The sequence below is a fragment of the uncultured Megasphaera sp. genome (genome assembly GCF_958350005.1).
In the GTDB taxonomy this organism is placed as follows: domain Bacteria; phylum Bacillota; class Negativicutes; order Veillonellales; family Megasphaeraceae; genus Megasphaera.
The window spans coordinates 1-3,732 of record NZ_CATWFF010000188.1 but is presented as its reverse complement, the minus strand read 5'-3'; the positions used below and the strand labels follow the sequence as shown (position 1 = coordinate 3,732).

4 protein-coding genes are annotated in these 3,732 nt (G+C 50.5%); 2 read left to right on the top strand and 2 right to left on the bottom strand.

The window, feature by feature from the left end; all coding sequences use genetic code 11:
• Nucleotides 1–168 precede the first annotated feature (168 nt).
• Nucleotides 169–1,074 carry a mechanosensitive ion channel family protein gene (locus Q3886_RS09195; protein WP_301861124.1) on the top strand — a complete coding sequence of 302 codons (906 nt, stop codon included), beginning with the start codon at nucleotides 169–171 and terminating at the stop codon, nucleotides 1,072–1,074.
• Nucleotides 1,075–1,214: 140 nt separating this feature from the next.
• Complete coding sequence (locus Q3886_RS09190) at nucleotides 1,215–1,994, top strand: transglycosylase domain-containing protein (protein ID WP_301861123.1); 780 nt, start codon at nucleotides 1,215–1,217, stop codon at nucleotides 1,992–1,994.
• Here the strand turns inward: Q3886_RS09190 and Q3886_RS09185 are convergent.
• Both Q3886_RS09185 and Q3886_RS09180 read right to left on the bottom strand, forming a co-directional pair.
• Nucleotides 1,991–2,725: an MgtC/SapB family protein gene (locus Q3886_RS09185; protein ID WP_301861121.1), complete on the bottom strand. Its 735-nt coding sequence runs from the start codon at nucleotides 2,723–2,725 to the stop codon at nucleotides 1,991–1,993. The genes Q3886_RS09190 and Q3886_RS09185 overlap by 4 nt on opposite strands.
• 286 nt (nucleotides 2,726–3,011) lie before the next feature.
• Entirely contained in the window at nucleotides 3,012–3,653 is a 642-nt protein-coding gene (locus tag Q3886_RS09180; protein ID WP_301861120.1) for a redox-sensing transcriptional repressor Rex, read from the bottom strand.
• Nucleotides 3,654–3,732 lie beyond the last annotated feature (79 nt).

Genomic DNA, 3,732 nt, shown 5'->3' with positions numbered 1-3,732 from the left:
GTCTGCTTATAGTATAGCAAACTTTTTTAATGATTAGCAAATATCATATTATCATGAAATGCTGCCGCTCATGCCCTGCAGACAGGAAGACAATAACCTGTACAAATACGGGCAAATGCCGTACAATAAACGTAATTGTTGTTATGCACGCTGCAGAAAGGATATGCCATGATCACTACCGTTGCCGCCGATGCGGCCAATACTGTCAAGCAGGACGTTACAGAACACGTTACGGAAAGCGTATCTGCCCTGGATCAGTTAAAAGATCTTCTTATTACCCATGGCCCGGATGTGATCTATGCGATCATCATCTTCATCATTGGCCGTCAGATTGCCAGGGGAATCAAAAGCCTGGCCGTCAAAATGATGACCCATGCCAATTACGACCACACTGTCATTACCTTTATCAGTCAGATTATTTACTACGGCATTATGGCCCTCGTCGCCTTATCGGCCCTGAACAAGGCCGGCGTGCCGACCAACTCCTTCCTGGCCGCCTTCGGTGCCTTCGGCCTGGCTGTCGGCCTGGCCCTGCAGAGCAACCTGTCCAACTTCGCTTCCGGTCTGCTCATTCTGGTCTTCAAACCCTTTAAGGCCGGCGACTGGGTATCTATCGGCAATGTCGAAGGGAGCATCAAGGGCATTCAGGTACTCAATACGGCAGTCATTACGAAAGACAATAAAACCGTATTCATTCCCAACTCCATCATTACGTCCACGCAGGTCACAAACAGTTCCTATCAGGACGAACGACTCATTCCCTTTGTCTTTGACATCAGCTATACCAACGATCACCACAAGGCCATTGCCCTGCTCAAGGACGTATTCCAGCAGGAAAAGCGCATTCTGAATGCCGATTCCCTGGAAATCGGCATTAAAGAATTTGGCGATAACTCCGTCCGCATTGCTGCCTATCCCCGCGTTGCCAGTCAGGATTACATTCCCGTATACTATGCCATCATGTCGGCTGTCAAGGATACCTTTGACGCCAACGGCATTGACATTCCCTTCCCGCAACGCGTCGTATACCTGCAGAAGCAGACAGAGCCTTCGCCGGACGGGAATCCTTCATAACAGATGAGCCTCGTTCCTTGTAAAGGAGCGAGGCTCAACGTATGTCCGGCCTGTTAGCCGTGACTTTATTATTTTGCATACATTTGATACAATATGAGGAGTATAGAACGAATTGTATCTGCATTGAGGACGATATTCTTATGAAACTTAAACTGTGTATTATTTTTCTCATCGCCTTTATTGGCTGTGCAGGCTGGAGCCTGTGGACGGATACATCCAAACCGGCCCGGACAGACTTTACAGTCTCCCAGACCCAGGACACGTCGTGGTGGAGTGCGCCGCTGGAGCCGCTGCGCCAGAAAGCCTATCCGTACCTGCATTTTCAGGACGCCATGAAGGTCAAACTGAAGCCGCTGCCCATGTACGTATCGATCCGCTCCATTCCCAAGACAGTACAGAATGCCGTCATCGCCACGGAAGACAAGCGGTTTTACGACCATGGCGCCATCGATCTGATCGGGATCATCCGGGCAACAGCCGTGAATCTCTATTCCGGCGAAACCCTGCAGGGCGGCAGTACGATCAGCCAGCAGGTCGTCAAGAACGTCTTTCTCTCACAGGAACGGACATGGTCCCGCAAGGGGCAGGAAATCGTCCTGGCCTTTTTGCTGGAACACTATTACAGCAAAGAGGAAATTCTGGAAATATACCTGAATACGGCCTACTTCGGCGCCAATGCCACAGGCATTTACGAAGCCAGCCAGACCTACTACAACAGCAAGCCTGACGAACTTCGCCTGTCTCAGGCAGCTATGCTGGCCGGCCTCCTTCAGGCGCCGACGTACTACAATCCCCTGGAAAATTACGATGCCGCCCGGGCGCGGCAGAAAATCGTCCTCACCTTGCTGGCTGAGCAGGGATACATTTCTGCCGGACAGGCAGCTTCAGCCTACAAAGAACCGCTCCATCTGGAACGCTAAACCAGTTCAGCCCGTGCCGGCCCTGTTTTCTTAACAGGCGCCGGTTTTGCTTTATGCAGCGGTGCCGGCAGGGGCCGTACTTCAAAGACATGGCCTACGCCGAGAAGCATATTGAGCAGTGCCGAATAGGTCATGGTTTTATTGGCCCGAGCCGAAATAGTGACCAGTACGCGGTGTTCCAGCCGTCCATAGGGACGGGAACGAAAATCATCAATAATGATGCGGTTTTTCCGCAGGCATTCGCTCATAGCCAGATACTGTTCCCGCGAATCATCCATGAGGACCTGGAACCGCAGGGGTACAGTGGCTCTCTTTTTCAGCCACGAATCCAGATGCATGGCCAGATCCAGGACAATGTAAATCATAATGGTCGAAGCAATGGCAATAAATAAATACCCGGCACCGACAACCAGGCCCAGGGCAGCGACGACCCAGATACTGGCCGCAGTCGTAAGGCCTGTAATCATCTGTTCCTTGCGGTTGGCCATAATCGTGCCGGCTCCCAGAAAGCTGATGCCCGTAATGACCTGGGCGGCAATACGGCCGGGATCGGCGCCGTTGAAGCCATACGTATAGAGGGCTTCCATAGCCAGGTTAATAGATATAAGCATACTCAGGCAGGAACCCAGAGCGACAAGGATATGCGTCCGCAGCCCTGCCGATTTATAATGGCGCTGCCGCTCGTACCCAATGAGGCCTCCCAGCAAAATCGCCAAAAACAACCGCAACATTGCGTCATACGTGGAAATCATAGCAGCAACATCTCTTTTCTGTTTAAATTTTACACAACTATTACATACATTTTACAAGCTCTTTGCTTGTGCCCCCTAGTCTACCTGTTTTGTCCCGAAAAAGCAAGAAATTCTCAAAACTTTAATACAATCCTTATGCCTGCCGCGTATCGTTCTGTTGCTGCCATTGTATTAAGGCAGGCCTGGATGGGGCCATCATAAAAAAAGAGTGCACGGAGAAGGAAATTCCTTCTTTATGCACTCTTTATGCGTTCAGGCAAAAAAATTATACCGGTTTCTGCTTATTGGTCAGATAGTATGAAATCCGGCTCAGGCCAATAGACAGATCTTCACGGAAAACAAAAATATGATCCGGCACAGACAGGCGCAGCGGCGCAAAGGACAGGATGCCCTTGATTCCTGCTTCTACCATCTGATCAGCGACCTGCTGAGCTACCGTCGCCGGCGTCGTAATAATGCCAATCTGAATGCCTTCCTGCATGATAACGTCTTTCATGTCCGCAATGGGCGTGACGACGACGCCGCCGACATTCTGACCGATAATGCGGTGATCTACGTCGAAAAGGCCGGTCGTCCGGAATCCCAGACGGCCAAAAGTCTTATAGTTGGCCAGGGCCCAGCCCAGATGGCCAATGCCGGCAATCCCTACTTTCCAGTGCTGCTGCAGGCCGATGATTTCCACGATCTGCTGGCACAGTTCGCTTACATAATAGCCTACGCCTTTCTTGCCGAAAGCGCCGAAGCAGGTCAGGTCCTTGCGGATCTGTTCCGGCGTAATTCCCAGGCGTTCGCCCAGTTTTTCAGATGAAATAATGTCAATTCCCGCATCTTGCAGCAACAATAAGTCCCTGTAGTACAGCGGCAACCGCTCAATAACTGCGTCCGATATTGCCTTTTTCTGTCTCATGGAAAATTCCTCCAATTATATGCCAAGCTATTCCTTTTAGTTATAGTCTATTATACGATAACTATATACTGCCATACGA

Coding starts and splice junctions, on each gene's coding strand:
- Q3886_RS09195 (WP_301861124.1), top strand. CDS start 169: ATGATCACTACCGTTGCCGCCGATGCGGCCAATACTGTCAAGCAGGAC.
- Q3886_RS09180 (WP_301861120.1), bottom strand. CDS start 3,653: ATGAGACAGAAAAAGGCAATATCGGACGCAGTTATTGAGCGGTTGCCG.
- Q3886_RS09190 (WP_301861123.1), top strand. CDS start 1,215: ATGAAACTTAAACTGTGTATTATTTTTCTCATCGCCTTTATTGGCTGT.
- Q3886_RS09185 (WP_301861121.1), bottom strand. CDS start 2,725: ATGTTGCGGTTGTTTTTGGCGATTTTGCTGGGAGGCCTCATTGGGTAC.